This window comes from Amycolatopsis sp. NPDC059235, from assembly GCF_042754125.1.
Lineage (GTDB): Bacteria > Actinomycetota > Actinomycetes > Mycobacteriales > Pseudonocardiaceae > Amycolatopsis > Amycolatopsis albidoflava.
On record NZ_JBHZAG010000013.1, the window covers coordinates 120,325 to 146,800 of the forward strand.

A 26,476-nucleotide genomic window follows, 5' to 3' on the forward strand; every position below is an offset into this window, starting at 1 on the left:
TGCCGATTGTGCGCCACGACGGACGCCTTGGTCAGTGGGCGTTCTCGTATTCGGTGATGTGCGCGACCTTGGTCGCGCTGGCCGACGCCGGGTCGAAGCGGTACCCGACCCATTCGGCCACGATCTTCTTCGCCACCTCGGGGCCGATCGCGCGCGCTCCGAAGGTGATCACCTGGCAGTCGTTCGATTTGATCGACCGCTCGGCGGAGTACGAATCGTGCGCGACCGTCGCCCGCACGCCAGGCACCTTGTTCGCCGAAATCGCCATGCCGATGCCGGTGCCGCACACGAGGACGCCTCGGTCTGCTTCGCCGCGAGCGATCGCTTCCGCCGCGGCCAGCCCCAGCAACGGGTACGCCCGGTCGTCCGCCGCGTCCGGCACGCCGAGGTCGGTCACCTCGGTGACTCGTTCATCGGCTTGAAGCAGGTCGCGCAGCTGATTCTTCAGTTCGACCCCGGCGTTGTCCGCCGCCACCACGATGCGCATCAGTCCGCGCTCCTTTCCAGCTCCTCGCCGACAGCCGTGACCAGCAGCGAGAACGACACCGCACCCGGGTCCGAATGACCCTCGCTCCGTTGCGCGAGCCGCGCCGCGCGTCCCTTTGCCGGACGCAAATGCGCGGTCTCCCGCGCGGCTACGACAGCCGCTCCAGCGGCTTTCCGCCATGCCTGCACTACCTCCGAGCCCGCCTGCTCTCGCAGCGTGGCCCGGAACGGCTCGATCGCGTCGAGCATCGTCTTGTCCCCTGGTTCGGCCTTGCCCAGCTCGCAGAACGCCTGAACCGCACCGTCGACCGCGTCGGCGAGCATTGCCGTGGTGATGTCGTCGGCAGCCACGCCGCTCAGGCCGGCTCCGGTTTCAGCAAGCAGCACGCCGTACAACGCGCCCGAGGCACCGCCAGCCGCATCGGCGAACGCAGTGCCAGCAGCCAGCAGCGCGCCGGAAACCGTGTCCGGCTCGCGTCGCGCGGCGGCGACCGCGGCGCGCATTCCGCGAGTCATGCCGAGCCCGTGGTCGCCGTCCGCGGCCACCGCGTCGAGCCTGCCCAGCTCTGCTTCGTTCTCCTCGATGCTGCGCAAAGCCGCGGTGAGCACCCGGTCGACGACGCTGGTTCCCGGAGCCTCCGCGGTCAGCAGTTCGTCCACTGTGGACTCAAGCTCGACCGTGGCCAGTTCGGCACCGCTGGTGCGATAGCCCGGGGTGTCGCACGGCGCGGCGTACAACTCGGCCAATTCGTCGTCCAGCACCAGGATCGACAGCGAAACTCCGGCCATGTCGAGCGACGTGACGAACTCCCCGACCTCGGAGTGCACGGGGCTGAGCCCGGCCTGGGCGAGCCGTTCGTGCACGCGGGTGTACGTGACGAACATTTCCTCGTATTTGGTGCGGCCGAGCCCGTTCACCAGCACGACCACCCGGCCGTCGCCCTCGGGCAGCTCCGGCAGGAGGCCGTCGACCAATTCGTCCGCCAGCTCCGCCGCGGACAACCGGCCGACCGTGCGCACGCCCGGTTCGCCGTGAATTCCGAGGCCCAGCTCCATTTCCTGGTCCGCGACGGTGAACAGGGGCGCCTCCGCGCCGGGCAGCGTGCAGCCGCCGAACGCGACACCGAACGTCCGCGTGCGAGCGTTCGCCTTCGCCGCGACCTCGTGCACCGCGTCGAGGCCGTAACCGCGTTCCGCCGCCGCGCCCGCGATCTTGAAGACCAGGAAATCGCCAGCCACGCCGCGACGGCGCTCCGGTTCAGTCGCCGGACCGCTCGCGATGTCGTCGGTGACCAGGATGGTGCGGCTCGGGATGCCTTCCGCCGCCAGCCTGCGGGCGGCGAGTCCGAAGTGGAGCACGTCGCCTTGGTAATTGCCGAAACCGAAGAGGACGCCAGCGCCGTTGTCCGCCGCCCGCGCCGTGCGGTAGACCTGCTCCGCGCTCGGGCTCGTGAACACGTCTCCGACCACCGCGCCGTCCGCCAGGCCAGGTCCGACGAGACCGGCGAACGCCGGGTAATGCCCGCATCCGCCGCCGATCACGACCGCGACCTTCGGGCTCGCCGGAGCCTCTCGGCGGACGACGCCGTAGGCATCCGGCACCTTCTGGACTGTGCGGCCGTACGCGGTGACGAACCCGTCCAGCCACTGCCGCTTGAACGTGTCCGGGGAACCCAAGGTGGTCATCGTTCAGTCCTTCGCAGCCACCGGCTCGCCGGCCAGATAGGCCAGGAGCTTCATTCGGACGTCGTCATTGCTCGCGGCCACCGCGCTGGCCAGCTCCAGCGCGTCCGGCTTCGGCGGGTACGTCGGGTTGGGCAGCGCGATCACCGTGAGCCCGGCCGCGGCCGCCGCCCGGATGCCGTTGCTCGAGTCCTCGACCCCGAGGCATTCGCTTCCCGATTTGCCGAGCCGGGCCGCCGCCTCCAGGTACACGTCCGGATTCGGCTTGCCCCGCGCGACCTCGGCGCTGGACACCGTCGCGGTGAACTCGCCGGCGAGCTGGTGCTTCTCCAGCACCGCGTCGATCACCCGGCGGGCGGCCGACGACGCGAGCGCGACCGGGACCCGCTCGCTGACCTCGCGCACCATCGCGCCCGCGCCGGGAAGCAACGGCGCTTCGCCCGCGTCGATCGAGGCGATCATGCCGTCGACCACCGCGCGTTCCACCTCGTCCGCCTGGTCCGGCACCCCGCACCGGCGCGCGAGATAACCGGCCCATTCGGGCGCGCTCATGCCTTGTACTTGGGCCGTGTCTTCCGCCGTCCACTCGACCTGGTGGCGAGCGGCGAAAGCGACCCAGTTCTCCTCCCAGAGGTGTTCACTTTCCACCAGGACACCGTCGAGGTCGAACACCACCGCGTCGAGCGTCATCCACCAGATCCCTTCAGAGAGCGAGCCCGTTTCACACGAGCAATGTTAAGTTAACAGCGACATTGAGAAGTTCGCAAGGGTGTTCACACGCAAGGAGGGCACGAGTGGGAGCACGGCTGCTGCTGGCCAGGCACGGGCAGACCGAATGGCACGCGGAGAACCGCTACGCGGGCACCAGCGAGGTGGCGCTGACCGAGGAGGGGATCCGCCAGGCCGACGCGCTGGCCGCGTACGCCCGCCGGGTGAAACCGGACGGGTTGTTCTGCTCGCCGCAACGACGCGCCCGGCGCACGATCGAACCGGCGGCCGAGGCACTTGAACTGGTCCCGGAAATCGTTGCCGACCTGCGGGAAACCTATTTCGGGATCGCCGAGGGCCGCACCCGCGACGAGGTGCGCCAGACCAATCCCGAGGCGGTCGAACGCTTCCTCGCCGACCCGGTCGCCGGCGCGTTCCCGGGCGCCGACGATCCGGCCGAAGCGGCCGAGCGCGGGGCACGCGCGATCCGCGCGATTGCCGCCGCGACCAGCGGAACCGCACTGGTCGTCGCGCACAACACGCTGCTGCGGCTCACGCTGTGCCAGCTGCTCGGCATCCCGTTGTCCCGCTACCGCGGCGTGTTCCCGCGCCTGGACAACGCGGCCGTCACCGAACTGGAGGTGAGCGGTGACCGAACTGCCCTGGTGCGCTTCAACCTCCCAGTGGAACCGCGATAATCACGGCATGTCGAGCGAAAAGCCTGCCGCCCACCCCCGCGAGAACCGTCAGCAGAAGCTGACCGAGCACGTGTTCCGGCAGGGTTCGGCGACCATCGGCGAGCTCGTCGACCTGCTCGGCGTCAGCATGATGACGGTGCACCGGGACATCGACGAGCTGTCCCGGCGCGGCCTGGTCCGGAAGTACCGCGGCGGCGTCTCGGCGATGCCGTCGACGGTGTTCGAGAGCAACGCCGAATACCGGATGAACGCGCACGTCGACGCCAAACGGCTGATCGCGATGCACGCGGTGGAGCAGGTCGAGCCCGGCATGTCGGTGCTGCTCGACGATTCCACGAGCGCGCTCGCGCTGGCCAGGCTGCTGGTCGACGTGACTCCGCTGACCGTGGCCACGAACTACCTCGCCGCGATCGACGTCCTCAAGAACGTGCACGAACTGCGGCTGATCTGCATCGGCGGCGACTATTCGCCCACCCACGACTCGTTCCTCGGCATGCAGAGCATCGAGTCGATCGAGCGGCTCTCGGTGGACATCGCGTTCGTGTCGACCTCGGCGATGAGCACGTCGATGAGCTTCCACCAAGAGCCCGAGATCGTGATGATCAAGCGGGCCATGCTGGCCGCCGCGCGGCACAAGGTGCTGCTGATGGACCACAGCAAGATGAAGCGCACGGCCCTGCACCGGCTCGCCCCGCTGGACGACTACGACCTGCTGATCGTGGACGAGGAGGCCGATCCGCACTACGTCGACGAGCTGCGCAGCCGGGTCGAGGTGCAGGTCGCCGAACATCCCGACAACTGATCGACTTCATAACACTCTTGCGTGCGAAGTTCACACAGTCCATGATATGTTTGATCTCGACGTCATGGAGGCGTGTATGAACGAGTCGGCAACAGCGGAGTTGCCCAAGTCGGGCTTCGGGCGCTTGCTCACGAAATGGGGGCTGCCCGCGCCCCTGTTCCTCGGGTATGTCGGACTGCTCCTGTTCATGATCGGCGACGGAGTGGAGTCCGGCTTCATCGCGCCGTACATGGCGGACAACGGCGCGGGCACGGAAATCAAAGCGTCGTACGTGATCACCGTGTACGGCATCGCCGTGATGCTGGCGTCGTGGCTGTCGGGCGCGCTGTCCGAACTGTGGGGACCACGGCGGGTGATGGTCATCGGCCTGGTCATCTGGCTGGTGTTCGACGCGCTGTTCCTGACGCTCGGCCTCGCCGGCGGGAACTACGCGGCGATGCTGATCTGCTACGGCATCCGCGGATTCGGCTATCCGATGTTCGCGTTCGGTTTCCTGGTGTGGATCACCGCGGTGGCTCCGGTCGCCCGGCTCGGCGCGGCAGTCGGCTGGTTCTACTTCGCTTTCACCGGCGGCCTGCCCACGCTCGGCGCGCTCGTCGCGAGTTTCACCAACCCGCTGTTCGGCCACTACGGCACGCTGTGGGTGGCGGTTGTGCTGCTCGGCATCGGCGGACTCGTGGCGGTGTTCGGGGTCCGGCAGCGCACGGGATACCGCAGGCTCGCACCGCCTGACGTGAAACCCGTGCAGAGCCTAGTCTCCAGCGTGTCGATCGCGTGGAAGAAACCGCGGGTCGGCGTCGGCATGATCGTGCGGGTCATCAACACCGCGCCCGAATTCGGCATGCTGGTGTTCTTCCCGACTATCTTCATCTCCCAGATCGGGTTCGGGGAGAGCCGCTGGCTGCTGCTGGTGTCGGTGATCTACGGGACGAACATCTTCTTCAATCTGATCTTCGGCGTGCTGAGCGACCGGATCGGCTGGCGCACCACGATTTTCTGGTTCGGCGCGATCGGCTGCGCGATCTCGATCCTGCTGCTGTACTTCGTGCCGGTCGCGATGGGCGCGCAGTACTACTGGCTCGCGCTGCTCGTCGGCGCACTCTACGGCGCGACGCTCGCCGGGTTCGTGCCGATCTCCGCGCTGCTGCCGTCGCTGGCGCCGGAGCACAAGGGCGGCGCGATGGCTCTGCTGAACCTCGGCGCGGGTGCGGCGGCGTTCGTCGGGCCGGCGATTGTGTCGCTGTTCCTCGGGCCGGCCGGCGCCGCCGGAGTGGTCATCATCTTCGCCGCGCTGTACCTGGTAGCCGCGGTGCTGGTGCGATTCCTGAAGCTGCCTGAGGAAACCGAGAAAGCACTCGCACACGACGGCAGCCTGCAGGATGTCGAAGAAAGGATCAGCACGGCGTGAACGAGCAGGTCTCGGTCGGCATCGACGTCGCCACCGCGGGGGTTCGCGCCTTCGCGGTGCGCGGCGGCTCGGTCCTCGCCACCGCATCGGCGTCGCTGCCGGCGCCGGTGCGCACGGGCGGCGGCCGCAGCGAACAGGATCCGTCGGCGTGGTGGCCCGCGGTCTGTTCGGTGTTGACCGAGGTCACTGCCGCGCTGCCCGGACGCGGCGCGGAGGTCTCGGCAGTGGCGATCGCGGCGACGTCCGGGACGATCGTCGGAGTCGATGCCGCAGGAGAACCGGTTACGCCCGCGTTGATGTACGACGACCGGCGCGGCGCGGACTACAACGCGAAGGCCGTGGAACTCGGCGCCAACCGGTGGCGGAAACTGGGTTCGGGAGTCTCGCCGACGGCGGCGCTCGGCCGGATCGCGTGGCTGGCCGAGAACACCGAGGCAGCGGGCGTCCGGCACACGCCGGAGATGATCGCGGCGAAACTGACCGGACATCCGGTCGCGGCGGATTGGTCGCACGCGCTGAAGAGTGGCTACGACCCGCTGGCCGAGGAATGGCCGTCCGAGGTGTTCGCCGGATTGGGCGTGCCAGAAGGAATGCTGCCACCGGTCGTCGCTCCGACAACCGTGCTCGGTGAGATTTCAGTGCCGATCGCTGGATTGCCCGCCGGATGTCTCGTGGTGGCGGGCATGACCGACGGATGCGCGGGACAGCTGGCCGCGGGCGCGGTCGAACCAGGCCGGTTCGTCGGGATTCTGGGGACCACTTATGTCCTGAAGGGTGTCACGGAATCACTGGTGCCGGATCCCACGGGAGTCATGTACAGCCACCGGCATCCAGACGGCTGGTGGTTGCCAGGCGGCGCGTCGAATACCGGTGGTGAGTCCGTTTCGGACAGTCCACGGCTGACGGAACTGGATGCCGCCGCTGCCGCACGCGGCCCGGCCGAAGTGGTGGTGTTTCCGTTGCGGCGCAATGGAGAACGTTTCCCCTTCGCGCATGGCGAAGCGGAGGGATTCGTCCTCGGCACTCCAGCTGACGAGGTCGAACTGCACCGGGCCCGGCTGGAAGGAGTCGCCTTCCTCGAAAGACTCGCACTGGATCATCTGCGACGACTGGGCATTCCGGTCCGCGACCCGCTCCTCGCGGCGGGCGGCGGCAGCAAGAGTCCTTTGTGGACTCAGATCCGGGCTACAGTGAGCGGCCTTGGACTGCAGGTGGCACCACAGGCAGAAACGGGATACGGCGCAGCGCTCCTCGCGGCGGCGGGGTGCACTCCGGGTGGGCTCGGTGCGGTGTGCGCGGACATGCCGGTGGGGTCGCTCGTCGAGCCTGATCCTCGCGAGGAAGCGGCGGTGCTGGCTTCGTATCAACGGTTTTGCCGGGAGCTACGGGACCGTGGCTGGATTGACGAAGAACTGTTCACGGTGGCGGTGGGGTGATGCGACTGGGCTCGTTGCGAGGCTGACCCTCGGTCTGGTCAGCCCGTCTCAGGCGGCACTCTGAAGGAGACGCGCGCCGAGGGAATCGGACCGGCTTTCTGCTACTTCGTTCAGCGGCGCGGCGTCCGCACCGTCGCGGAGACGAGCGCGGCGATCGCGGTAAGGAACGCGAAGATCGTGGCCAGACCGATCGGCACCCCGTTGCTCTTGTGGAAGCCGAGAACGAAGTCGAGGTGCGCGCTAAAGCTCGTGCCCACCGGCATCGGTACGGCCACAACCACCACCACGTACAGCAGGCACAGCCCGAACAAGGTCCAGGCCGCCCAGACGTGCCGCGCGAGCAGGAAACCGGCAGGCACGGCCACGGCGAACGCGGAGATCAGGCCGCACACGACGTTCGTCCACACCATGCCCGGCCACTTGCTGAACGGGCCGCCGATCACCAAGTTCGCGAAGACGAACCACACCAGTGCGATCACCGTGCAGCCACCGAGGACGGCCGCGACCACACCGGCCGGAAGATTCGTCCGGCGGCGGGCCAAAGCGGGGGTCGGTGAAGGGAAACCCGGTGGCACGGACATTCGGAACTCCTGAGGATCGCGGGTAGTCGCTAGCCTCTCATCTTCCTTGGCGGGATCCACGCGGTTGTCCCGTTCCGGCCATGGAATTCACCGCGCGAGCAGCCGTGATCGCACCGGCCCGGCAGGTTTGCCAGGCGGAGCCAACTCGTCCTCGGCGCGATCTTCCCGCATGTTCCGTTCCGGCCAGGGAATTTGCTGCCGGGTCTGCGGGCTTGGCGGTTGACTGCGAGTCTCCGGCCGCCGCTGCGTCCCGAGTCGCGGATGCGACCCGGGTCAGCTGGCGTAGGTCAGGAACGTCCTGCCCGGGGGCGACCGGGGCGACGGCCATTGCCATTGCCCGTACGAGGGGCCGACGGGTCCGCGGGTTTGGCGGTTTCCTGCGGGGCCGCGTCCGGAGTCGCGGATGCGGCCGGGCGCGGGGTCGGCTGGGGCAGGGCGGGTGCGGGTGAGTCAGTCGGCGAAGGTGCGTCGGCTGAAGCCTGCGACGTCTCCGCAGCGGCGGCTTCCTCTTCCTGCGTACCGAGAAAGCGCAATGCCTCCTGGACGGCTTCGTTGGTGGCGGCGATCCGGTCGGCGACCTTGGTGCGCAGGTCCAGGGCCAGGGTGCGCGATTCGGTGGCTTCCGTTTGCTTTTGGAGAGCGTCGGCGAGGGCGGTTTCGGCCTGTGCCTTCTTGATCGCGATCTCTTCCGACGCTCGACGGTCGGCTTCGGCTCGGAGTTTGGCGGCCTCGGCTTCGGCGGCGGCGTCCGTTTCGGCGCGGACGCGTGCCGATTCTTCGTCGGCGGCGAGGCGGGCGGCTTCGGCGGCGGCGTCTGCTTCGGCGCGGGCCTGGGCGGCTGCTTCGTCGGCTTCGGTGCGGACGCGGAGGGCTTCCGCGTCCTTCTCGTCGCGGATTCGGCGGGCTTCGGCGTCTGCGGCCAGGCGGGCGTGTTGGGATTCGGCGTCGGCCTTGGCTCGGGCTTCGGCTGCGGCTTCGTCGGCCTGGGTGCGGGCAGCTAGCGCCGTCTGGTCGGCTTCGGCACGAGTGGAGGCGGAAGCCTGGTCGGCCTCGGTGCGAGCCCGGGCGGCGGCTTCGTCGGCTTCGGTGCGGGCGCGGTCGGCGGCCTCGGTGCGGGACGCGATCTCGGCGTCAGCTGCGGCGGTGCGCGAGGTGATGTCCTCATTGGCCGCCGCGGTACGGGTGGCGATATCCGAATCAGCTGCGGCGGTGCGAGTAGCGATGTCCGAATCAGCCGCAGCCGTGCGTGTGGAGATGTCCTCGTCGGCCGCGGCCAGGCGGGTCGCGATCTCCGAATCGGCCGCGGCCGTGCGCGCGGCGATATCCGCATCGGCCGCCGCAGTGCGGGTGGCGATGTCTTCGTTGCCCGCCTTGAGCCGTGCCTCCAGATCCGCCAGGCGGGTCGCGATCTCCTCATCCGCGGCGGCGGTGCGAGTAGCGATATCCGCTTCCGCGGCCGCGATCCGGGACTCCAGATCCGCCTGTCGCGTGGCCAAGTCCTTCTCCGCGGCCGCGACCCGGGCGTCCAGGGCTTCCGAGCGCGCGGCGAGGTCGGCGTTGGTCTCCGTCAGCAGACGCTGGCGTTCCGCTTCCGCTTCTTTAGCCGCTTTGTCCGTTGCCCGTTGGGTTTCGTGCGCGTAGCGGTCCGCTTCGCCGCGGGTCGAGGTCGCGTCTGCTTCCGCGGAGCGGCGGAGGTCGGCGATTTCCTCCTCGGCCAGTTGCACCATCATCCGCACGCGTTCGGAGATCGCGCCGGCACCGGCTGGGCTCGAGGTGACTCGGACTAGCGCGGCCTTCGCTTCGGAGAGCTCCGACTGGGCTGTCGTCAGAGCCTTCGTGAGCTCGCCCGCTGTCGCCACCGCCTCGTCGCGGCCGTGGGAAGTCGTGCTCAGTTCGCTGGTCAGCTGAGCGATGCGGGCGTCGACCTGATGCGGGTCGTAGCCCTTCCGGGTAACAGCAAAGGCGGGGTGCTGCGGCTTTTCGGGCGCGACCATCGGGCTACCTTAGTGATCGGGGCACCTGCGGCACGTACCGCCAAACGGCTGTATTACAAAGCGCGAAACCCGACGTCACGCATGGCATCCTGTCCCCTCGACGTACCGCGCGGGCGAACGGGGCAGACGCATGGACCTTTCAGCCATCGCCGCCGACCTAGCCGCGCACTGGCACGTGTACGCGACCATGCCGTTCATCGCGGCGCTCATCGGCTACCTGACCAAACGCGTCGCGATCGAGATGATGTTCCGGCCGCTCGAGTTCCGCGGCATCCGGCCCTTCCTCGGCTGGCAGGGCGTCATCCCGGCCAACTCCCGGCGGATGGCGACCACCGCGGTCGACCTGCTGACCAAGAACCTCCTCGACCCGCGCGAGGTCTTCGCCCGGCTCGATCCCGAAGAAATGGTCGCGCAGCTGGAAGAACCGCTGCTGAAGGCGGTCGACGAGGTCACCCGCGAAGTCTTCGAGACCTATCAGCCGCGGCTGTGGGAAATGTTGCCCGCCCGCGCGCAGCAACTGCTGGTGGACCGCGTCCGCGCGCAGGCGCCGGTGGTCGTGAAGCGGCTGATGCGGGAAGTGTCGGCCAATGTGGACGAAGTTCTCGACGTCAACGACATGCTGATCAACGCCATGGTCCGGGACAAATCGCTCACCTGCCGGTTGATCCGCGAGGTCGCCGCGCCCGAGTTCCGGTTCATCGCGCGCAGCGGGATCGGGTTCGGATTCGTCATCGGGCTCGTCCAGCTCATCGCGTGGGCGCTTACGAAACAACCGGTGATCATGCCGATCTTCGGTTTCGTCACGGGCTTCGTCACAGACTGGCTCGCGCTCAAAATGATCTTCTACCCGCGTCAGCCGCGCAAGTTCCTCTTCTTCACCTGGCAGGGAATGTTCCAGAAACGCCGCGCACAGGTCGCGGCGGATTACGGTGCGTTGATCGCGGAAGAAGTGCTCACGGCGGGCAATGTGCTGGAGGCTGTGCTGACCGGGCCGCGGGCGGACAAGTTGTTCGCGCTTGTCACGCGGGAAGTCCAACGAACCGTCGACGCGCAGGCTGGGCTGGCGAAACCGCTGGTCGCGCTGGCTGTCGGCGGGCGTGAGTATCAGCAGATGAAGCAGGCTGCCGCAGAGAAGGCCATCGCGTATCTGCCGGAGACCGTCAAGCACGTCGAGAGTTACGCGACCGACGCGCTCGACGTCCGCAACACCATCGTCGAGAAGATGCAGCAGCTGACGCCACTGGAGTTCGAGGGCATTCTCCGGCCGGCGTTCAAACAGGACGAATGGAAGCTGATCGCGGTCGGCGCGGTGATCGGCGGGCTGGTGGGCGAACTGCAGGTCCTGCTCCTGCTCCACTGAACGCGCGGGTTACCGTTCCGTAGGCAACACGGAGGGGACGCGCGTGCACACATTCGCCGAGCACTGGCCGGTGTACGTCTCCATGCCGTTCATCGCGGCGCTCATCGGATATGTCACCAAGCGCGTCGCGATCGAGATGATGTTCCGGCCGCTCGAATTCGTCGGCCTGCGGCCCTTCCTCGGCTGGCAGGGCGTGCTGCCCGCGAACGCCGAGCGGATGGCGACGACCGCGACCGAAATGCTCACGACCAATCTCGTCGATCCGCGGGAGATCTTCGCCCGGCTCGACCCGGCGCAGGTCGCGAAGGAGATCGAACAGCCGCTGCTGCGCGTGGTCGAAGACGTCACCCGCGAGGTGATGGAGACCTACCAGCCGCGGCTGTGGGAAATGCTGCCGTCCGGCGCGCAGCAGCTGCTGCTGAAACGCGTGCAGGCGGAGGCGCCGCGGGCGATCACGAAGATCATGCGCGAGATCTCCCAGAACATCGAGGACGTGCTCGACCTCAAGCACATGGTCGTCACGAACCTGGTGCGCGACAAGGCTTTGCTCAACCGGCTGATCCGCGACATCTCGCGCCCGGAAATGCGGTTCATCGCGCGGTCGGGGATCTGGTTCGGGTTCATTCTCGGCTGCGTGCAGCTGCTCGTGTGGGCGCTGACCAAGTCGCCGATCGTGCTTCCGCTGTTCGGACTCGCGATCGGCTGGCTGACCGACTGGCTCGCGCTCAAAATGATCTTCCTGCCGCGCGAGCCGAAACGGTTCTTCGGCTTTTACAACTGGCAGGGCGTGTTCCAGAAGCGCCGCGACGAGGTGGCCGCCGACTACGGCGACATGATCGCGCGCGAGATCATCACCGTGCCGAATCTGCTGGAAGCCGTGCTGCGCGGGCCGAAGGCGGACCGGCTGTTCTCGCTGATCAGCCGCGAGGTGCAGAAGACGATCGACGCGCAGGCGAGCGTCGTGAAGCCGTTCGTCGCGATCGCGGTGGGCACGAAACGGTTCCAGGAAATGAAGCAGGTCGCCGCCGCGAAAGCCGCCGAGCGGGTGCCGGACACCATCCGGCACGCGGAGACGTACGCGATCAACGCGCTCGACGTCCGCAACACCATCGTGGACCGGATGCGCCGGCTCAGCCCGCTCGAGTTCGAGCAGCTGCTGCGGCCCGCGTTCCGGCAGGACGAATGGAAGCTGATCGCGGTCGGCGCGGTGATCGGCGGGCTGGTCGGCGAGCTGCAGGCGTTGCTTCTCCTCGGGTAGCCAGGCACGCGATACGGTTTCCTTCCGGAGCGGGGAGGGAGACCCGGTGGACGCGGTGCTGGACGATTTCGCGCGGCACTGGCCGGTGTACGTCTCGATGCCGTTCGTCGCCGCGCTGATCGGCTACGTCACCAAGCGCGTCGCGATCGAGATGATGTTCCGGCCGCTCGAATTCGTCGGTATCCGGCCGTTCCTCGGTTGGCAGGGCGTGGTGCCCAAGCACGGCGGGCGGATGGCCGCGATCGCGACCGACCTGCTCACCGCCAACCTGCTCGACATCGACGAGGTCTTCGCGCGCGTCGACCCGGTGATCATCACCCGCGAACTCGAACAGCCGCTGCTGCGCGCGGTCGACGGGATCGCCCGCGACGTGCTCGAGCAGCATCACCCGCGGCTGTGGGAAGTGATGCCCACGATCGCGCAGGAACTGCTGATCAAACAAGTGCAGGCCAGCGCGCCGCAGCTGGTCCGGGAATTCCTGGACGAGGTCCGCGAAAATCTCGACGAGGTCCTCGACGTCCGGCACATGACCGTCGAACGGCTCACCCGCGACCGCGCGCTGCTGGTCCGGCTGATCCGGGAGACGTCCCGGCCGGAGATGACGTTCATCGCGCGCGCCGGGATCGTGTTCGGTTTCGTGCTCGGTCTCGTTCAGGCCCTGGTCTGGGCGCTGACCCGGCAGCCGCTGGTGCTGCCGATCTTCGGCGGCGCGATCGGGCTGTTCACCGACTGGCTGGCGATCAAGATGATCTTCCTGCCGCGCGAACCGGTGCGGCTGGGCCGGGTGATCCTGCAGGGCAAGTTCCAGCGGCGGCGGGCCGAGGTGGCCCGGCAGTACGGCGAACTCGTCGCCAACGAGGTGCTGACCGTCCCGAATCTGCTCGACGCCCTGCTGCGCGGCCCGAAGTCGGACCGGCTCGTGGCGATGGTCGAACGCGCCGTCGGGCACGCGGTGGACACGCAGGTCAGCGCCGCGAAACCGGTGGTCGCGCTCGCTGTCGGCGCGCAGCGGCTGCAGGAGATGAAGCACGCCGCGGCGCAGCGGGCACTGGCTGAGCTGCCGCTGACCGCGCGGTACGCCGAGGGGTATCTGACCGAGGCGATGGACGTGGCGAAGATGGTGGAGCAGCGGATGCTCGCGCTGACGCCGCTGGAGTTCGAGGGCCTGCTGCGGCCGGCGTTCCGGCAGGACGAATGGAAGCTCATCGCGGTGGGCGGCGTGATCGGGTTCCTCGTCGGCGAGCTGCAAGTCCTCCTCATGCTCGGCTGAATGCTCGGCTGACTTTTCGGTGGTTGTTCGCGCCGGGCTCACTCGAACTGACTAACCTCAGTGACGTGTCCGAGCCACCGCAGCTGCCCGCAGTCCACGAGGCCTACCTGCCCCGCGAGCACGCGCTGCATCGCCCGCGGCACGGCAAGCGGCAGCTGACCGCGCTGGTCAGCGCCCTGTTGTTCTTCGTGACGCCGACCCTGCTGTGGGTCGTCGGGGTCCGGCCGAGCGAGATCGAGAACCACAAGCTCGCCGGATTCCCCAGCCTCGGCGAGGGGTTCAGGTTCTTCACCAACCTCCCCAAATGGGCGACGGACCAGCTGTCGTTCCGGGCGGGCGCGATCAACGCGGCCAACGGGATCAGCGAGGGCGTCTTCGGCGAGGCCGCGCCGCTCGACCAGGGCTCGGCGTCGAACAACGGCCCGATCCCGGCACCGCCGCTGCAGCAGCCGGGCGCACCGAACACGGGTCCGGCCGTGCCGAGCGGACCGGGTTCCAGCCAGGCCGGATACCGCAAGGTGGTTCAGGGTGCCGACGGCTGGCTGTACTACGGCTACGACTCCGAGGCGAAGTGCACGCCGACCCAGGACATCGACACCACGATGAAGCGGATCGACGAACTGCGCGCGGCCGTCGAGGCGTCCGGCCGGAAGTTCGTGTTCGTGGTGACGCCGGACAAGACAACGATGGTGCCGCAGTTCCTGCCCGCGAGCTACCCGGGCAAGGAATGCTCGCAGGCCGCCTCGCCGAACGACTGGTACAAGATCACCACCGAAGGCCACTCGCTCGACCTGCGCCCGCAGCTCGCCGCCGAAGCGGCCAGGGTCGGGCACCCGATCTACGCCCCCAACGACACGCACTGGCGCGACGAAGGCGGCCTCGTCCTGACCCGCGCGCTCGCCGAGACGCTCAAGCCGGGCGCCACCAACAGCTGGCTGAGCGCCCCGGACGGCCAGTACGACGCGGTCGCGGACCTGCCGCTGCTGCTCGGCCAAACCGGCGTCAAGACGAACACCCGGTACAACCTGCGCCCGGACGGCGTCACCGACCGCGCGGGAGAATTCGTCGGAAGCATCGACCAGCCGGTGCACCGCTCGGCCGCGCCGATCGTCGGCACGATCGACCAGCCGACCCTCGTCTACGGCGACTCGTTCAGCCTCGCGTCGTCGCGGTATCTGGAGGCGGCGTTCACGAATCTCACGTATCTCGCGTATTCGACGGACAAGACGCCGCAATCGCAGGCAGTGGACCAGTTCGTGAACTCGCACGTGGTGGTTTTGCAGGCGGTGGAGCGGAATGTCGCCGGCGGGTTGGTGCCGTTCACCGACGAGGGGTTTATTTCGGCGGTGAAGACGGCGTTGGCGCAGCATCCGATCCGGTAGCCAGCGGGTGGTTTCGGCGGTGGGCAAGGAGATCGGCCAGGTGCTGATCGCTCCACTCTCGCATGGCGTCGATGACGGGCAGGAGGCTGCGGCCCAGGTCGGTCAGTTCGTAGGTGACGTGCGGCGGATTGGCCTGGTGGTCGGTGCGGGTGAGGAGACCGTCGCGGGCCATGTCGCGCAGGGTTTCGGTGAGGACTTTGGCGCTGCTGGCGCCCAGGACTCGCCGGAGGTGGCCGAAGCGCCGCGGGCCGTCCAGCAACGCGACGACGACCATCCCGGTCCACTTCCCGCCGACGTGGAAGGGGAAAGCGGCCATCGGGCACGCCGGGTCCATCCGGGCGCTGAGCTGGGCATCGGCAGACATGTCCGCGAGCCTCCGGTTTCGTTGAAGTAACCAGTTTTCCGAAGATACCTTCGCGCACATGGTGCCTGAGAAGCGAAACAGTCCGGTCGTGGTTTTCGGTGCTGGCGGGCGGGCTGGGCTCGCCGTAGTCGCCGAGGCGCTGCGACGCGGACGCCCGGTGCTCGGGGTGGTTCGCGATCCCGCCCGGCACTCCGAAATCTCCGCCCTCGGGGACGACGTCACGGTCGTCGCAGGAGATCTGACCGACTCGGACAGTGTCGCGGCTGTGCTGGCTGGTGTGTCGGGCGAGGTCGCGGCGTTAGTGAATGCGGTGGCGCCGTTTCCTGGCCCGCCGGAGTCGTTCGATGGCTTCGACCCTGAGCACTACGTGCGTTTGGTCGAGAACCTGGTTCGGGGCGCGAGGGGAGCCCGGCTGATCGAAATCGGCCTCGCCGCGACTCTTCGTACCGGCAGCGGCCGAATGTTCGAGGATCCCGCGGTCTTTCCCGCTTTCCTGCGCCCCTTCGCCGAAGCCCGGATGAAGAGTCTGGCCGCCTGGCGGGAACAGCCCGCCGAGGTGGACTGGCTGGTCGTCACACCGCCGCCCGCGTTGTCGCTCGAAGCACCGGCGACCGGCGAGTACCGGATTGGGGGCGACGTGCTCGACGCCCAAACAGCGTCAATCCCGTTGTCCTACGCGGATCTTGCGACAGCCATCCTCGACCAGATCGACCAGCCGACGATTTCGCGCCAGCAGGTGAGCGTGTACCGCTAGCCGACCGGAACCGGGGCTGCTTCCACCGGGCTGGTCCGAACCCCGCGCCGACGGTCGCGGACCCACGCGAGCACCCGGCACACCAGATAGATCAAGAACGAAATCGAAGTCACGAACGCGCTCACCGGCAGCCCCGGGGCCAGCGACAGCACGATCCCGCCCAGCGCGGAAATCTCCGCGAAGACCACCGACAACACCGTCGCGCGCAGCGGACTGGCGGTCACTCGCGCGGCGGCCGCGGCGGGAGTGACCATCAAAGCGACCACCAGCAGCGATCCGACCACCTGCACGCTCAGCGCCGTCGCAACGCCGACCAGCAGGGAGAACAGCACCGTCAAGGTCTTGACCGGGACCCCGCGCGCCTCGGCCACCGCGCGGTCGACGCTGGCGAACAGCAGCGGGCGGTAGATCAGCGACAGCACCGCCAGAACCGCCACCGCGGCGATCACCAAGGCGGTCAGGTTCGTGCTGTCCACGGTGATGATCTGACCAGTCAGAATCCCGAATTTGTTCGCCGACCGTCCTTTGTAGAACGACAGCAGCAGGACGCCCATGCCCAGCCCGAAGGACAGGATCACGCCGATGACCGAATCGCGGTCGGAGTCGCGGATGCCCAGGATTCCCAGCAACAGCGCGGCAGCCACCGCACCGGCCAGTGCGCCGTATTCCACTCCGACGCCCAGCAACAGCGCGCCGGCCGCGCCGGTGAAGGCCAGTTCGGACGTGCCGTGCACCGCGAAGGACATGCGACGCATCACGATCAGCGGGCCGAGCACCCCGGCCAGCAAGCCGAGCACCGCGGCGGCGATCAGCGCGATCCGGACGCTGTCCAGTTCCGCGATCAGCTCCCACGTCTTGGCGAAGTCGAACATGCCGTCCAAGGCTCAGCCCACTGCTTCCTGCTCGTGGTGATGCGGTTCGTCCTCGCACAGCGCGCTTTGCGCACCCGCGATGTGGATTTGCCCGCCGACGCGCAGCACCTCGATCTTCGTTCCGTACAGATCCGACAGCGTCTCCGAGGTCATCACCTCGTCCGGCTTGCCGATCCGGAACTGGCCGTTCACCAGGTACAGCACGCGGTCGACGAACTGCAGCACCGGGTTGATCTCGTGCGTCACGAACAGCACCGCGGACCCGGCTTCGCGCCGTCGCGCGTCGATCAATTCACTGACCGCGCGCTGGTGCGCGAGGTCCAGCGACAGCAGCGGTTCGTCGCACAGCAACACGGTCGGGTCGCCGACCAGCGCCTGCGCCACCCGCAGCCGTTGCTGCTCGCCGCCGGACAAGCGGCCGACCGGCTGTTTCGCGTAGCGCGTGCCGCCGACCGATTCGATCACCGAGGCGACGCGGCGTTTCCGTGCGCGCATTCCGGCGAGGCCGGGGCCCCAGCGGTGGCCGTCCAGTCCTAAGCCGACCAGGTCGACGCCGCGCAACGTGAGCGAATCGTCGATCGCTCGCTGCTGCGGGATGTAGCCGACCTTGCGGTTCGCGCCGCCCGGACGGCCGCCGGCGATTTCCACCGTGCCCGCCGACAGCGACTGCATGCCCAGCAACGCCTTGAGGAAGCTGCTTTTGCCGGAACCGTTCGGACCGAGGACCGCCAGGAATTCGCCCGGCTCGACGTCCAAGTCCAAACCGGACCAGAGGGTGCGGTCGCCGAAGGCGAGCCCGGCCCCGCGCACGCGGACCGCGGGGCCGGCATCGGGAAGCTGGACGGACATCAGCTGTTCAGAGCCCCCGACAGCGCGTCCACATCCTTGGTCATCCAGTCAATGTAGCCCGTGACGTTCGCCGGGAGCGTCTCGGATACGTCGACCACCTTGACCCCGGACGCCTTCGCGTCGGCGACTGCCTGCTTGGTCAGCGGGGTGACCGTCTGCACGTTGTTGACCAGCGCCTTCACCTGCTTCTCCTTGATCAGCTTGGTGAACTCGGACACCGCCGCGGCGGGCACGTCGGTCTCGTTCTCGATCGCGTCGGAAAACGCCTTCGGGGTGGCGTCGCCGATGTTCGCGGTCTTGAGCAGGTAGTGCGCGACCGGTTCGGTGACGACGACCTTCGTGTCCGGGTGCGCGGCGCCGAGCGCGCCCGCCTTCTTGATCAGGCCGTCGAGCTGGCCCTTGAAGTTCTTGGCGTTGTCCTCGAACGTCTGCTTCGACGCCGGCTGGATCTCGCCGAGCGCGGCCGCGACCTGGTCGGCGACCTTCTCGACGCCCGGCAGATCGTACCAGACGTGCTCGTTCTCCTCGCCCGGCTTGGCGATGTCGTAAGCGACCAGTTTCTTCGCCGAGGCCGCCTCACCGGACAGCTTGGTGAAGAACTCGTCGTAACCGCCGCCGTTCGCCAGCGTCAGCTGCGCTTTCTTGGCGGCGAGCGCGTCGTCGGCGGTGGATTCGTACGAGTGCGGGTCGGCGGAGGGGTCGTGAATGATCGACGTGACCTGCACTTTGTCGCCGCCGATGGCGGACGCGACGCTGCCCCAGACGTCGGTGGAGGCGACGACCTTCACCTGGTCGCCCGTTCCCCCTCCCGCCCCGGAACCGGTCGAGGACGTGCTGGAGCACGCGCCGAGCGCGAACACGGCCAAAGCCGACGCGGCGGCGAGAACGCTCGTGGTGCGGCGGGAAGTCATCGGGCACTCCTGGGTCGAACTGCTAATGGAAACCGTTGTCAGATTCACTTTACCCCATCCGAACGGCGAGCCTCACTCCACCGGGTGGCCGTACCCGCTCTTGATCACCGAGAGGATCGAGACACTCACCACAGGGGTGTCGCTTCTGGAAAACGATCTGAACCGTTACGGTTTGCGGATGGGCCGTCCTATTCGCACCCGGAGGCAGGCGACATTGGCGTCGCTCGCGGCGGAACTCGGGGTGTCCAGGACCACCGTGTCCAACGCCTACAACCGCCCGGATCAGCTCTCCCCGGAACTGCGCCGCAGGGTGCTCGAGACCGCGCGGCGGCTCGGCTACCCCGGCCCGGACCCGGTCGCGCGCTCGCTGCGCACCCGCAAGGCAGGCGCGGTCGGGCTGCTGCTGACCGAGAACCTCTCCTACGCTTTCCGCGACCCGGCCGCCGTCGGCGTGCTCGAAGGGCTCGCGCTGGCCTGCGAGGACGCGGGCGTCGGCCTGCATCTCGTGCCAGCCAGTCCCGGTCGCGAGGACCTCGCCGCGGTGCACCGCGCGGGCGTGGACGGGTTCGTCGTGTACTCCGTGCCGGACGACGATCCGCACCTCGCGGCCGTACTAGAACGGCCCGTGCCGACGGTGATCATCGACCAGCCCCGGATCGAGGGCGTCGACCGGGTCGGCCCAGACGACGCCGCCGCGGTCACGCAGCTCGCCGACCATCTGGTGGCGCTGGGCCATCGGCAGATCGGCGTCCTCTGCATGCGGCTCGGCCGCGAGCGCAACGACGACTTCGTGACTTCCGAACGCCAGAGCGGCGCGCACTTCCACGTGCAGCGCACCCGGCTGGAGGCACTGGCGACGGCGTTCTCCTCGGCGGGCGTCGACTGGGCGACCGTGCCGGTGGTCGAGCGCTTCGACCACACGGTGGACGACGGCGCCTCTGCCGCACGCCAGCTGCTGGACGCGTATCCGCAGGTCACCGCCCTGGTATGCACCTCAGACATTCTCGCGCTCGGTGCGCTGGCCGAGGCCGCGCGACGCGGGCTGCGAGTGCCGCTCGACCTCACGGTGACCGGTTTCGACGGCATCGCCGAGGCGGAGCGCTCCGGGCTCACCACGGTGCATCAGCCGGTGCTGGAGAAGGGCAAGGTGGCCGGACGGCTGCTGCTCAGCTCGGCCGAACGGGTCGGGCCCAAGGTCATCACACTGCCGACGGAGCTGCGGGTGGGACGCACGTCGGCGCCGCCGCGGACGGTCGAGGAGCCCTGGTTCGGCGGCTGACGTCGTGAGTGTTTACGCCGGTTAGAACCGGCGTAAACACTCACAAGTCACCCCAGCCTTTGCCGTGATTTCGGGCCCACCGCATTGTGTGCGCGCCCGCGGGCCGGTTCCATGGGAAGAACCGCCCGCTCCCGCGGGGAAGCGCAGGCCGAAAGGTGCCCCATGACCTCCATCGACGTGCTGCTCAAGCGTAATCAGGAAATCGGCGACATCGTCCCCGGCGACCGGTCCTCCCCCAAGCCGTCGCTGCAGGTGTCGATCCTGACCTGCATGGACGCGCGGATCCGGGTGTTCGAGATCTTCGGCCTGCTCCAGGGCGAGGCGCACGTGCTGCGCAACGCGGGCGGCGTGGTCACCGACGACATGATCCGTTCGCTCGCGCTCAGCCAGCGCAAGCTCGGCACCCGCGAGGTGCTGATCGTCCAGCACACCGACTGCGGCCTCTCCACGGTCACCGAGGACGAGTTCAAGGACGAACTGGAGTCCGCCACCGGGCTGCGGCCGACCTGGGCGGTCGAGGCGTTCCGCAGGGTCGAGGACAGCGTGCGCACCTCGATCGAGCGCGCCCGGCGCAGCGACTTCCTGCTGCACAACGACAACGTGCGCGGATTCGTCTACGACGTGAAGGCCGGGAGCCTGACCGAGGTCAAGTAAGAGCCGTCGTATTCAATGGCGGGGTGGCAGTAGACACCGACGTTCTGATCGATTGGTTCGCCGAGGTGGGCCGCGACCTGCCGTGGCGGGAACCGGACTGCTCGGCGTGGGGCGTGCTGGTCAGCGAAATCATGCTGCAGCAGACGCCGGTCTCGCGCGTCCAGCCGATCTGGCTGGAGTGGATGGCCCGCTGGCCGGTGCCCTCGGCGCTGGCCGCGGAGACCACCGGCGAGGTCGTGCGTGCGTGGGGCAAGCTCGGCTACCCGCGTCGCGCGCTTCGGCTGCATGCCGCCGCCACCGTCATCGCTCAGGAGCACGGCGACGTCGTTCCGTCCGATGTGGACACTCTGCTCGCGCTGCCCGGCATCGGCGCGTACACGGCGCGTGCGGTGGCGGCGTTCGCGTACGGCAAGCGCGCGCCGGTCGTGGACACGAACGTCCGGCGGGTAGTCGCGCGCGCCGTGCATGGCGCGGGAGATGCAGGCCCAGCGTCGAATACCCGCGACATGGCGGACGTCGAGGCATTGCTTCCCGCCGAAGACGCGCCGGCGGCCAAGCTGTCCGCTGCATTGATGGAGCTGGGCGCGCTGATCTGCACCGCCCGGTCGCCGAAGTGCGCGGACTGCCCGATTTACGCCGAATGCGCCTGGCAGCACAACGGCCGTCCCGAATACGCCGGTCCGGCCAAGCCGGTGCAGAAGTTCGCCGGCACCGACCGGCAGGTGCGCGGGCTGCTGCTGGACGTCCTGCGCGGCAGCGAGGGGCCGGTCGAGAAGGCGCGGCTCGACCTCGTGTGGCACGAATCCGGCCAGCGCGACCGGTGCCTGGATTCGCTGCTCGTGGACGGTCTGCTGGAGCAAACGCCCGACGGGCTCTTCGCGCTCCCCGGGGAACACTGACGCACTACGACGAAAGTCGGCAAAAAGTTGTCCCCTCCGGGGCGCCGGGTTAGCTTTCCTCCCGTCGCACTTCCGGGCTGAGGAGTTCCGCATGGGGGAAGCAACGCGTCGTGCCGTCTTGAAGGGCGGCCTCACCGTCACTGCCGTGGGCGCTTTGGGGTTCGCCACGGCGAGATCCGCGGCCGCCGTCACCACGCCGGTCATCCATTCGACGGCCGAATGGAACGCCCGGCCCGCCTCGGGCGCGATCGTGGTGGAGAACCACAAGCCGACCTACATCGTCGTGCACCACACCGTCGATCCCGGCAACAACACCGACTACTCGCTGGCGCACGCCCTGCAGATCTCGCGGGACATCCAGAATTTCCACATGGACACCCGCGGCTGGATCGACACCGGCCAGCAGTTCACGAACAGCCGCGGCGGCTTCGTCACCGAAGGGCGGCATCGCAGCCTCGAAATCCTGCGCGGCGGGAAGCAACACGTGCAGGGCGCGAACGTCGCCAACCACAACAGCGAATGCCTCGGCATCGAGAACGAGGGCCTCTACAGCACGGTCGACGTGCCGGTCGCGCTGTGGAATTCGCTGGTGCAGCTGATCGCCTACATCGCGCACCAATACGGCATCACCCCCGAATTCATCAAGGGCCACCGGGATTTCAACTCGACCGAGTGCTGCGGCCAGGTGCTCTACAACCGGCTGCCGGAGCTGCGCAAGGCGGTCGGGCAGCAGCTAGGCCTGTCCGTCGCGCGGCTCGACGCGCCGGAGTGGCCGCTGCTCAAGCCGGGTGACACCGGGCCGCAGGTGAGGACCGCGCAAGGGTTCCTGCGCGCGGCCGGGTTCGACGTGCCCACCGACGGCGTGTTCGGCAAGGCGACCGCCGATGCGGTGTCCTCTTTGGCGGCTGCGCACAGGCTTTCCCGTGACAGCTGCACCGCGGCTCGGGCCAGCGACGAGTCCGCGTACCTCGGCTCGGACGTCTGGCCGTTGATCGTGCCGGCGGACCGCTCGACCGCCGCGTGGCGCACCGAGCTGGCCCGCTGACCGGGGACGCCTCACGTGTGCCAGCGAGGGCAGCACGCGTGAGGCGTCACAGGCCGGACAGGAACGCCTCCACCGCGCCGCGGTACGTCTCCGGAGCCTCAGCGTGCGGCAGATGCGCCGAACCAGACACGATCAGGTGCTTCGCGCCGGGCACCCGCGCCGCGACCTCGGCTTGCTGACCGGCCGGCATCGCGGTGTGCTCGCCCTCGACCAGCAGCAGCGGGCAGCGGATGCCGTCCACAATGGACCAGTAGTCCCGGCGGCCCCATTCGGCGGCGATCTCGTACAGGTTCTCCAGGTCGGCGATCAGGTGATAGCCGTCTTCGCGTTCCTCGACGCATTCGGTGAAGTAGCCGCCCGCGGTGCCGAAGAACTCGCGCACGTGCGCCAGCGATTCGAACGGCACCGGCCAGCTCTCGAAGTAGCCGCGCCAGGTCTCGACGGTGCGTCCGCGCTGGTCCGGCGCGAAATCCTCGCTGACCACCGCGCGCACCAGCTCCGGGTACTTCGCCGCCGTCGCCCAGGCGTGCAGGCCGCCCATCGAATGCCCGATCAGCACGGACGGACCGAGATCGGCCAGCACGTCCGCGACGTCCTCGGCGAACCGCTCGGTCGTCCACGGCCCGGTGTGCGGCGCGCGACCGTGACCGCGGGCGTCGAGGGCGCGCACGCGGCCGTACCGCTTGAGCCATTGCGCGACCGGCCACCAGGTGCGGGCGCGGCCCATCAGCCCGTGCAGCAGCAGGATCGACACGCCGGGGCGTTCGTCGCCACCGAAGTCGATCAGGCCTGGTCGCATTAGTCCTCCTGGGTTTTCACTGCCACTTCATCACAAACCTGCGCTTAGGGTGAAGGAATGCGCTGCCGCCAGACCGCCGTCCTCGCCCTCATCGGCGTGCTCGCGCTGTCCGCGTGCAGCCCCGCCGAGCCCGCCGCCGCTCCGCCGCCGATGCATCCCGCGCCGGGCGCGAGCAGTGCGGGCGATCCGTACTTCCCCGACGACGGCAACGGCGGGTACGACGCCCTCGACTACCACGTCGACGTCAGCTACGACCCGCCGAGCGGCCGTCTCGACGGCGACACCACGGTCTCCGCGAAAGCCACCCAAGACCTCAGCCGCTTCGATCTCGACCTGCGCGGGCTGGACGTCGCCGCGGTGGAGATCGACGGAAAACCGGCGAAGTACAGCCGGGAAAAGAACAAGCTGATCGTGACTCCGGCCGAACCGCTGCGGTCGGGTTCGACGTTTCGGACGCGCGTGCGCTATTCGGGTGTTCCGGCGAAAACCCCGCACGACGGCGGGTCCGAAAACGGCTGGGCCCGCTCCGAGGACGGCGGCGCGTACCTGGTCGGCGAGCCGCATTCGGCGTCGTTCTGGTACCCGGTCAACGAAACCCCGCGCGACAAGGCGACGTTCACGCTGACCGCGCACGTGCCCACCGGCTGGACGGTCATGTCCAACGGCCGCGAACAGGGCACCAGCGCCAAGGACGGCAAAACGACCACGACGTGGGCCGATCCGAATCCGGTGGCCAGCTACCTGACGACGATCGCGATCGACAAGTTCACCGTGCAGCGCTCCACGCTCCCGGACGGCACGCCGGTTGTTTCCGGGTACGCGCCCGGCGCGGAACCCCGCGAGGCCACCGGCGACCGGCTGCCGGAGGTGCTCTCGTTCCTGGAGAGCAAGTTCGGCAAATACCCGCAGAGCGCGGCCGGCGGGATCTATCTGGACGAGGACATCCACTTCTCCCTGGAAACGCAAACCCGTCCCACTTATGCGAAATGGGCGGAAATCCTGACCATGGTGCACGAGAACGCGCACCAGTGGTTCGGCGATTCGGTGTCGCTCAACTCGTGGGCGGACATCTGCCTGAACGAATGCTTCGCGTCGTACGCGCAGTGGATGTGGGGCGAGCGCGAGGGCCAGAATCTGGACGACCGTTATCGCGCGGCCGTCGAAATCACCAAGGGCAGCACGGATTTCTGGGGTCAGAAGCTCGTCGACATGGGGCCGGAGCACCTGTTCGAGGGCGCGTACGACAAGGGCATCCTCGCCGTGCACGCGCTGCGCCGGGAACTGGGCGAGCCAGGATTCGAGAAGGTGCTGCACGAATGGGTGGGCCAGCACCGCAACAGCAACGCGACGTGGGCGGACTTCGAAAAGCTGGTGTCGAAGGTCGCCGGCCGCGATGTGAGCGGGTTCCTCAACGACTGGTTCCACGGGACGAAGGTGCCGTCGGATGCCGATCTTTACCCGGGCGGGTTGCGACCCTGACTGCCGAGCAACGACCTGGTCAGGCTGCTGCGAGCATCGTTCATCTCGGCCAGGGCCTCGCCGAGCTCGGCGTCGCCGACCCGCACTTCGTCGTCCGGCCGAAGCGCCAGCGCGTGCAGTGATGCCCGGCGGAGCAGTTCCTTCATGAACGACGCCGTGACGCCGTCGGTCGCCTCGACCACCGGTGCGAGATCAGCCGTCAGCTCCAGACCTCGGGAGTAGAGGCGCAGCAACGCTTCCCGGCCCGCCGCGTCCGGCAGCGGCACCTCGACCGCCAGGTCGACTCGGCCTGGCCGGTCTGCCAGCGCTTTCTCCAGGCTGCTCGCCCGGTTGGTGGTGAGCAGGAAGGTGACATCCGCGTCGCCGCCGACGCCGTCCATCGCGTCGAGCAGGCTGAACAGCAGCGGTGTCGGGCCGTGCACGAGGTCGCGATCCTCGGCGATCAGGTCGACGTCCTCCAGCACCATGATGCTCGGCTGCAGGCGGCGCGCCAGGGAAGCGGCTTTCGAGATGAACCGCATCGCGGTGCCGGTGAGGATCACGACCGTGCACTCCGGGAGCTGACCCATCAGGTATCGCACGGTGTGCGTTTTTCCAGTGCCGGGCGCGCCGTGCAGCAGCAGGCCGCGCTTCAGATGCTGACCCGCCGCAGCTAGCCGCGCGCCGTGTTCGGCGATGCCGATGGTGTGCCGCTCGATCGATTCCAGGATGCCGTCCGGCAGCACCACGTCTTCGCTGCTCAGCTCCGGCCGCGGCAGGAAGGTGATCAGCTCGTTGTTGCGGTGCTCGCTCAGGCCGAAGGCGATCACCTGGCCGCGCAGCACGTCGTGTTCGGTCATCAACGTTTCGATGCGGTCGCGGGTCTCGGTCGCCGCCCGCCGGTCTTCGGCGATCACCTCGAGCCGACAGTTCGCCTGCCCGTACTGCGGGGCCGCGCCGCGCATGCCGACCAGCACCGGGGAACCGTCCGGCGCGGTCGTGCCGACCAGCCCGAGCTGAACGACATCCGCCGCTTCGTCCGGGCCGACCGCGACCGTCGCGTAGTCCACCGCGCCCAGCTCGTAGTGGCCGTGCTGCTTGGCCGTGAACAGCATGCCGACCAGGTCTTCGTGGCCGCGCAGCCCGCCGACGATGCCGAACCAGTCGGTGCCGACCCCGTGCTCGGAGAGATACGCGTCGACCCCGGCCTGGATAGTCGCGTGTTCCCAGTCCTCGAAATTGCGCGTGACCACGAGCGCCTGCGCGAGCGGCACGCCAAGGTGCCCAGTGACGCGCCCGATCAGCTCATTCCCGTTACCCGAACCGGCCGACTCCGCCGCAGCTTTCACGAGCCGCTGCAGGTTACGGGCCAATTCAGTGCCAAAGACTCCGTCGTCCCCCATGCAAACAGAGTGGCACGACCCGCGAACCCGGGCCAGCCGCAGCCACCCAACCCAGCCACAACGCGGGATCGCGTCGGCGTCTGACGGAGCTGCGTGCACGGCCCCCCGGGCCGGGCGCGCAGC

At 68.5% G+C, this 26,476-nt stretch carries 25 protein-coding genes; 14 read left to right on the forward strand and 11 right to left on the reverse strand.

Features of this window, described 5'->3' with window-relative positions; translation table 11 throughout:
* Positions 1 to 31: 31 nt before the first annotated feature.
* Genes ACFXI3_RS12280 through ACFXI3_RS12290 form a run of 3 tightly spaced genes read right to left on the reverse strand, consistent with a single transcriptional unit; the run spans position 32 to position 2,859 of the window.
* On the reverse strand, positions 32 to 487 hold the full coding sequence (locus ACFXI3_RS12280) for a ribose-5-phosphate isomerase (protein WP_067576815.1): 456 nt from the start codon (positions 485 to 487) through the stop codon (positions 32 to 34).
* Positions 487 to 2,172 (reverse strand): dihydroxyacetone kinase family protein, encoded by a 1,686-nt coding sequence (locus ACFXI3_RS12285; RefSeq protein ID WP_378399555.1) that lies wholly within the window; start codon positions 2,170 to 2,172, stop codon positions 487 to 489. Before ACFXI3_RS12285 ends, ACFXI3_RS12280 begins: the two co-directional genes overlap by 1 nt.
* A gap of 3 nt (positions 2,173 to 2,175) precedes the next feature.
* Positions 2,176 to 2,859 carry an HAD family hydrolase gene (locus tag ACFXI3_RS12290; protein WP_378399556.1) on the reverse strand — a complete coding sequence of 228 codons (684 nt, stop codon included), beginning with the start codon at positions 2,857 to 2,859 and terminating at the stop codon, positions 2,176 to 2,178.
* Between the two features lie 104 nt (positions 2,860 to 2,963).
* Between ACFXI3_RS12290 and ACFXI3_RS12295 the strand changes: the two genes are divergently transcribed.
* The 4 genes from ACFXI3_RS12295 to ACFXI3_RS12310 all read left to right on the forward strand — a co-directional run bounded on the left by ACFXI3_RS12295 (position 2,964) and on the right by ACFXI3_RS12310 (position 7,221).
* Positions 2,964 to 3,575 (forward strand): histidine phosphatase family protein, encoded by a 612-nt coding sequence (locus ACFXI3_RS12295; RefSeq protein WP_344265359.1) that lies wholly within the window; start codon positions 2,964 to 2,966, stop codon positions 3,573 to 3,575.
* A 7-nt stretch (positions 3,576 to 3,582) separates the two neighbouring features.
* Complete coding sequence (locus ACFXI3_RS12300) at positions 3,583 to 4,377, forward strand: DeoR/GlpR family DNA-binding transcription regulator (protein ID WP_344265361.1); 795 nt, start codon at positions 3,583 to 3,585, stop codon at positions 4,375 to 4,377.
* 76 nt (positions 4,378 to 4,453) lie between these two features.
* Entirely contained in the window at positions 4,454 to 5,785 is a 1,332-nt protein-coding gene (locus ACFXI3_RS12305) for an MFS transporter (protein WP_378399557.1), read from the forward strand.
* Positions 5,782 to 7,221, forward strand: coding sequence for an FGGY-family carbohydrate kinase (locus ACFXI3_RS12310; protein ID WP_378399558.1), 1,440 nt, complete (start codon positions 5,782 to 5,784; stop codon positions 7,219 to 7,221). Before ACFXI3_RS12305 ends, ACFXI3_RS12310 begins: the two co-directional genes overlap by 4 nt.
* Before the next feature lie 110 nt (positions 7,222 to 7,331).
* Here the strand turns inward: ACFXI3_RS12310 and ACFXI3_RS12315 are convergent, their stop codons facing one another.
* Together ACFXI3_RS12315 and ACFXI3_RS12320 are read right to left on the reverse strand one after the other, a co-directional pair.
* Positions 7,332 to 7,802, reverse strand: a complete 471-nt coding sequence (locus ACFXI3_RS12315) for a hypothetical protein (protein WP_378399559.1) — start codon at positions 7,800 to 7,802, stop codon at positions 7,332 to 7,334.
* A gap of 287 nt (positions 7,803 to 8,089) precedes the next feature.
* Positions 8,090 to 9,796 (reverse strand): hypothetical protein, encoded by a 1,707-nt coding sequence (locus ACFXI3_RS12320; protein ID WP_378399560.1) that lies wholly within the window; start codon positions 9,794 to 9,796, stop codon positions 8,090 to 8,092.
* Positions 9,797 to 9,926: 130 nt separating this feature from the next.
* Here ACFXI3_RS12320 and ACFXI3_RS12325 point away from each other — a divergent pair, with 130 nt between their 5' ends.
* From ACFXI3_RS12325 to ACFXI3_RS12340, 4 genes are all read left to right on the forward strand, one after another.
* Complete coding sequence (locus ACFXI3_RS12325; RefSeq protein WP_344265377.1) at positions 9,927 to 11,156, forward strand: DUF445 family protein; 1,230 nt, start codon at positions 9,927 to 9,929, stop codon at positions 11,154 to 11,156.
* Positions 11,157 to 11,238: 82 nt separating this feature from the next.
* Positions 11,239 to 12,414 (forward strand): DUF445 family protein, encoded by a 1,176-nt coding sequence (locus tag ACFXI3_RS12330; protein ID WP_344266677.1) that lies wholly within the window; start codon positions 11,239 to 11,241, stop codon positions 12,412 to 12,414.
* Positions 12,415 to 12,460: 46 nt separating this feature from the next.
* Entirely contained in the window at positions 12,461 to 13,684 is a 1,224-nt protein-coding gene (locus ACFXI3_RS12335; RefSeq protein WP_378399561.1) for a DUF445 domain-containing protein, read from the forward strand.
* A 65-nt stretch (positions 13,685 to 13,749) separates the two neighbouring features.
* Entirely contained in the window at positions 13,750 to 15,066 is a 1,317-nt protein-coding gene (locus ACFXI3_RS12340; RefSeq protein WP_378399562.1) for a hypothetical protein, read from the forward strand.
* Here the strand turns inward: ACFXI3_RS12340 and ACFXI3_RS12345 are convergent.
* A complete protein-coding gene (locus ACFXI3_RS12345) occupies positions 15,020 to 15,430 on the reverse strand; it encodes a winged helix-turn-helix transcriptional regulator (RefSeq protein ID WP_378399563.1) in 411 nt (136 codons plus the stop codon). The genes ACFXI3_RS12340 and ACFXI3_RS12345 overlap by 47 nt on opposite strands.
* Positions 15,431 to 15,488: 58 nt before the next feature.
* On the opposite strand from ACFXI3_RS12345, the gene ACFXI3_RS12350 reads away from it, so the two are divergent.
* Positions 15,489 to 16,184 carry an NAD(P)-dependent oxidoreductase gene (locus ACFXI3_RS12350; protein ID WP_378399564.1) on the forward strand — a complete coding sequence of 232 codons (696 nt, stop codon included), beginning with the start codon at positions 15,489 to 15,491 and terminating at the stop codon, positions 16,182 to 16,184.
* On the opposite strand, the gene ACFXI3_RS12355 is transcribed toward ACFXI3_RS12350, so the two are convergent.
* From ACFXI3_RS12355 to ACFXI3_RS12365, 3 genes are read right to left on the reverse strand one after another with little or no spacing between them, the layout of a single operon-like run.
* Complete coding sequence (locus ACFXI3_RS12355; RefSeq protein ID WP_378399565.1) at positions 16,181 to 17,065, reverse strand: metal ABC transporter permease; 885 nt, start codon at positions 17,063 to 17,065, stop codon at positions 16,181 to 16,183. The two genes, ACFXI3_RS12350 and ACFXI3_RS12355, sit on opposite strands and share 4 nt — an antisense overlap.
* Before the next feature lie 3 nt (positions 17,066 to 17,068).
* Positions 17,069 to 17,905 carry a metal ABC transporter ATP-binding protein gene (locus tag ACFXI3_RS12360; protein WP_344265395.1) on the reverse strand — a complete coding sequence of 279 codons (837 nt, stop codon included), beginning with the start codon at positions 17,903 to 17,905 and terminating at the stop codon, positions 17,069 to 17,071.
* On the reverse strand, positions 17,905 to 18,816 hold the full coding sequence (locus ACFXI3_RS12365; RefSeq protein WP_378399566.1) for a metal ABC transporter solute-binding protein, Zn/Mn family: 912 nt from the start codon (positions 18,814 to 18,816) through the stop codon (positions 17,905 to 17,907). Before ACFXI3_RS12365 ends, ACFXI3_RS12360 begins: the two co-directional genes overlap by 1 nt.
* A gap of 178 nt (positions 18,817 to 18,994) precedes the next feature.
* Between ACFXI3_RS12365 and ACFXI3_RS12370 the strand changes: the two genes are divergently transcribed.
* The 4 genes from ACFXI3_RS12370 to ACFXI3_RS12385 all read left to right on the forward strand — a co-directional run bounded on the left by ACFXI3_RS12370 (position 18,995) and on the right by ACFXI3_RS12385 (position 22,693).
* Positions 18,995 to 20,095 (forward strand): LacI family DNA-binding transcriptional regulator, encoded by a 1,101-nt coding sequence (locus ACFXI3_RS12370; protein WP_037809317.1) that lies wholly within the window; start codon positions 18,995 to 18,997, stop codon positions 20,093 to 20,095.
* Positions 20,096 to 20,257: 162 nt separating this feature from the next.
* Positions 20,258 to 20,749, forward strand: a complete 492-nt coding sequence (locus ACFXI3_RS12375; RefSeq protein ID WP_344265407.1) for a carbonic anhydrase — start codon at positions 20,258 to 20,260, stop codon at positions 20,747 to 20,749.
* Positions 20,750 to 20,772: 23 nt separating this feature from the next.
* On the forward strand, positions 20,773 to 21,648 hold the full coding sequence (locus tag ACFXI3_RS12380; protein ID WP_370933637.1) for an A/G-specific adenine glycosylase: 876 nt from the start codon (positions 20,773 to 20,775) through the stop codon (positions 21,646 to 21,648).
* Positions 21,649 to 21,739: 91 nt separating this feature from the next.
* Positions 21,740 to 22,693 carry an N-acetylmuramoyl-L-alanine amidase gene (locus ACFXI3_RS12385; protein WP_378399567.1) on the forward strand — a complete coding sequence of 318 codons (954 nt, stop codon included), beginning with the start codon at positions 21,740 to 21,742 and terminating at the stop codon, positions 22,691 to 22,693.
* 46 nt (positions 22,694 to 22,739) lie between these two features.
* On the opposite strand, the gene ACFXI3_RS12390 is transcribed toward ACFXI3_RS12385, so the two are convergent.
* Positions 22,740 to 23,492 (reverse strand): alpha/beta hydrolase, encoded by a 753-nt coding sequence (locus ACFXI3_RS12390; protein WP_344265415.1) that lies wholly within the window; start codon positions 23,490 to 23,492, stop codon positions 22,740 to 22,742.
* Positions 23,493 to 23,549: 57 nt separating this feature from the next.
* Here ACFXI3_RS12390 and ACFXI3_RS12395 point away from each other — a divergent pair, with 57 nt between their 5' ends.
* Positions 23,550 to 24,971 (forward strand): M1 family metallopeptidase, encoded by a 1,422-nt coding sequence (locus ACFXI3_RS12395; RefSeq protein ID WP_378399568.1) that lies wholly within the window; start codon positions 23,550 to 23,552, stop codon positions 24,969 to 24,971.
* Here the strand turns inward: ACFXI3_RS12395 and ACFXI3_RS12400 are convergent.
* Entirely contained in the window at positions 24,947 to 26,353 is a 1,407-nt protein-coding gene (locus ACFXI3_RS12400; protein ID WP_378399569.1) for an AAA family ATPase, read from the reverse strand. The two genes, ACFXI3_RS12395 and ACFXI3_RS12400, sit on opposite strands and share 25 nt — an antisense overlap.
* Positions 26,354 to 26,476: the final 123 nt, after the last annotated feature.